The organism is Streptomyces sp. NPDC007917 (assembly GCF_042959105.1).
GTDB lineage: Bacteria > Actinomycetota > Actinomycetes > Streptomycetales > Streptomycetaceae > Streptomyces.
The window spans coordinates 1-3,183 of the sequence record NZ_JBIBKK010000068.1 but is presented as its reverse complement, the minus strand read 5'-3'; the positions used below and the strand labels follow the sequence as shown (position 1 = coordinate 3,183).

2 protein-coding genes are annotated in these 3,183 nt (G+C 70.4%); both read right to left on the bottom strand.

Annotated elements, in window-relative coordinates:
- Positions 1–1,091, bottom strand: a 1,091-nt coding sequence (locus tag ACFZDL_RS47110; RefSeq protein ID WP_391194607.1) for a beta-ketoacyl synthase N-terminal-like domain-containing protein, incomplete at its 3' end; no start/stop codon positions are given.
- On the bottom strand, positions 1,091–3,183 hold a 2,093-nt coding region (locus ACFZDL_RS47105; protein WP_353597324.1), incomplete at its 5' end, for an SDR family NAD(P)-dependent oxidoreductase. The genes ACFZDL_RS47110 and ACFZDL_RS47105, both read right to left, overlap by 1 nt.

Sequence of the window (3,183 nt, the reverse complement as noted above, 5' to 3'; positions counted from 1 at the left end):
GCTGCGGCGTCGAGGTGTCCGATGTTTCCCTTGACGGTGCCCAGGACGCAGTTGCCTCGTCCGCCGAACGCCCGCTCCAACGCCTGAACCTCGATGGAGTCACCGATCAGCGTGCCGCTTCCATGTGCTTCCACATAGTCGATGTCCCCCGGGTCGACCTGCGCCATGTTCATCGCCTCGGCGATCACGGCGGCCTGACCGGCGACGGTGGGCGCCGTGAAACTCGCCTTCTGGCCGCCGTCGTTGTTGACGGCGGAGCCCTTGATGACGGCGTGGATGGTGTCCCCGTCGGCGAGGGCGTCCTCCAGCCGCTTCAGCACGACCACTCCCACGCCGTTGCCGAAGACCGTCCCGCGCGCTTCCGCGTCGAACGGGCGGACATGGCCGTCCGGGGAGAGGAACGAACCCTCCTGATGGAGGTAGCCCCGGTTCTCGGGGACCTTGTAGGCGACCGCGCCCGAGAGCGCCATGTCGCACTCGTAGGCGAGCAGGCTCTGGCAGGCGGTGTGCACGGCGACCAGCGACGTGGAACAGGCGGTCTGTACCGGGATGCTCGGACCCGTGAGATTCAGCTTGTGGGAGACCCGGCTCGCGAGGAACGCCAGCTCGAAGCCCAGACCGGCGTTCTCTGTTTTCAGTACCTCGCCCTGACTCCAGTTGCTGTAGATGTTCTCCAGGTAGGCCGACGTTCCGGCGCCGGCGTAGACGCCGATGGTGCCGTCGTACTGTGCGGAGTCGTAGCCGGCGTTCTCCAGTGCCTGCCAGGCGGTCTCCAGGAAGAGGCGGTGCTGGGGGTCCATGAGCTGGGCTTCGCGGGCGGTGTATCCGAAGAACTCGGCGTCGAAGAGGCCGGCGTCCTGGAAGCGTGGTCCGGCCTTGACGAAGTCGGGTCGGTTGAAGGTTTCCGGTGGTACTCCCGCCGCGGTGAGTTCCTCGTCGGTCAGGGTGACGATCGACTCGACGCCGTCGCGCAGGTTGCGCCAGTACTCGTCCAGGTCCGCGGCGCCGGGGAAGCGCCCCGCCATCCCGACGATCGCCACACCGCTGTCCGCCGGGAGGGCATCGAACCCGTCCTCCGCCTTGTCGGCCATCACTGTCCCCTCGCCTTGCGGCGCTGCTGTTGGTACTGACGTCGTTTCTGCCTGTTCTCCGTACGTCGCTCGGCGGCCGCGGGATCCGGCTCCGGGTCGGGCTGCGAGCGGTTGTCCACCAGGCCCGCCAGGTTCGCGATCGTGAGTCCTCCGTACAGGTCGCCCAGGGTGAGCCGGGCGTGCAGCCGTGCGTTGACGGAACTCACCAGCTGGATGGCGACCAGAGAGTCGCCGCCCAGGTCGAAGAAGCTGTCCTGGACACCGACCTTCTCGATGCCGAGCAGGGCCTGCCACACCTCGCAGATGGCGTGCTCGACGGAGGTGCGCGGCGGCACGTACTCCGTGGGGATGTCGGGCCGGTCGGATGCCGGGTCGGCCGGCTCCTCGGGGCCGGGCGGGCTCCCCTGTGTCTGCGCGTCGGTGGTGTCCAGGGAGAAGGCGTTGGCGAACAGCTCGTCGAGATCGCTGGGGGACACGATGATCTGGGGCTCCGCCGCGGCCGCCAGGACCGTGTCGAGGGCCCGCAGCCCCTCCTCCGGCGTCATGCCACGCTCTTCCACATCGCGTCTGCGCCGCTTGTCCATCCCGGGCGGCACCGCCGTGTTGACGGCCATTCCGGTGCCCTTCCAGGGCCCCCAGTCGATGGAGATCACGCGCCGCCGCCTGCCTCGGTCCTGGGCGAAGGCGTCGAGGAAGCAGTTGGCGGCGCAGTAGTCGACCTGGCCGGCGCTGCCGATGTTCGCGCCGTTGGAGCCGAACAGGACCAAGAAGTCCAGCCCTTGGCCGGACAGTGCCTCTTCCAGTACCCGGGTGCCGTGCACTTTGGGCCGCATCACCTCGGACGCGTCACGCATGTCCTTGAGCTGGATCAGGCCGCCGCCGGCCACACCGGCGGCGTGGAAGACCCCGTGCACCGCCCCCCAGCGGCGTACGGTGCTGTCGACCGCCGCGCGCATGGCGTCCGGATCGCTCACGTCGGCCTGGAGGACCAGCACCTGCGCGCCCTCGTCCCGCAGTCGCCCGAGGCGGCGGACGGCGTCGGTGAGCGGAGCCCCCGTGGGGGCATCGGCGAGGAAGGCGTCCCATTCCTCCGGAGGCGGGAACCGGGTGCGGGACGTGAGCGCCACGCGCCCTCCGGCGGCGGTGATGTGCCGCGCGAGCGCCAGCCCCAGGCCTCCGGTGCCCCCGGTGACGAGGTACACCCCGTCCGGGCGCAGCGCGGTCGTCGTCCCGGCGACGGGCAGGCGTACCGGGAGGTGGTGCAGGAGCCACCGGTGGATGCCCCGGTGGGCCACCGCCGCCGGGTCGGACGTGGCTTCCGCGGCCAGCTCGGCCATGATCCGGTCGAGCTGGTGCGAGGACGGCGCGGTGAGGCAGTCGAGGTCGACACTGCGGCAGGAGGTGTCGGACATCTCCCGGGGGAGGACGCGACACGGGCCCAGGAGAGTCGCTTTGGACGGGGAGAGACGTTCCGACCCGGTGACGTTGTGCAGCCCGTTGCTGAGCACCCAGATACGGCGTGGCCCGGTGGCCGCGTGGCGGGCCAGAGCCTGCGTCAGGCGGACAAGGCTCTCGAAGCCGAGCCGCAGCGTCGTCGCCGTGTCGGCGAGTTCCGCCTCGTCCATGGTGGTGACGGACCAGGCGTGCACGACATGGGTGGGCACTCCGGAGGGCCCCTCGTGCAGGGCGTCGATCAACCGGTCGTAGTGGTCGCCCCTGGCGGGGTCGAGGGTGAACCGGCCGGGATCCGGGTTGGACCAGTTCGTGCCGGGCCTGACCAGACTGACGGTGGCACCGCCGGCTCGCAGGCGCCGGGCCAGGCCTTCGCCCACTCCCAGCTCGTCGGCGAAGACGAGCCAGTGCCGGTCGACGTCGGGCGTGGCTGCCGAGGGCAGGGCCATCCGCTGCCAGGACGGCGTGTAGAACCATTCCGCGATGTCGTTCCGACGCCGGGCCGGCGCCGGAGAGGCCGCGGAGGACGGATGAGCGGTTCCGGAGTCGATCCAGTGGTGTTTGGGGTTGAGGGGGTGGGTGGGGAGGGGGGTGTGGTGGTGGGTGTGTGGGGGGTGGTAGGTGGTCCAGTTGGGGGTGG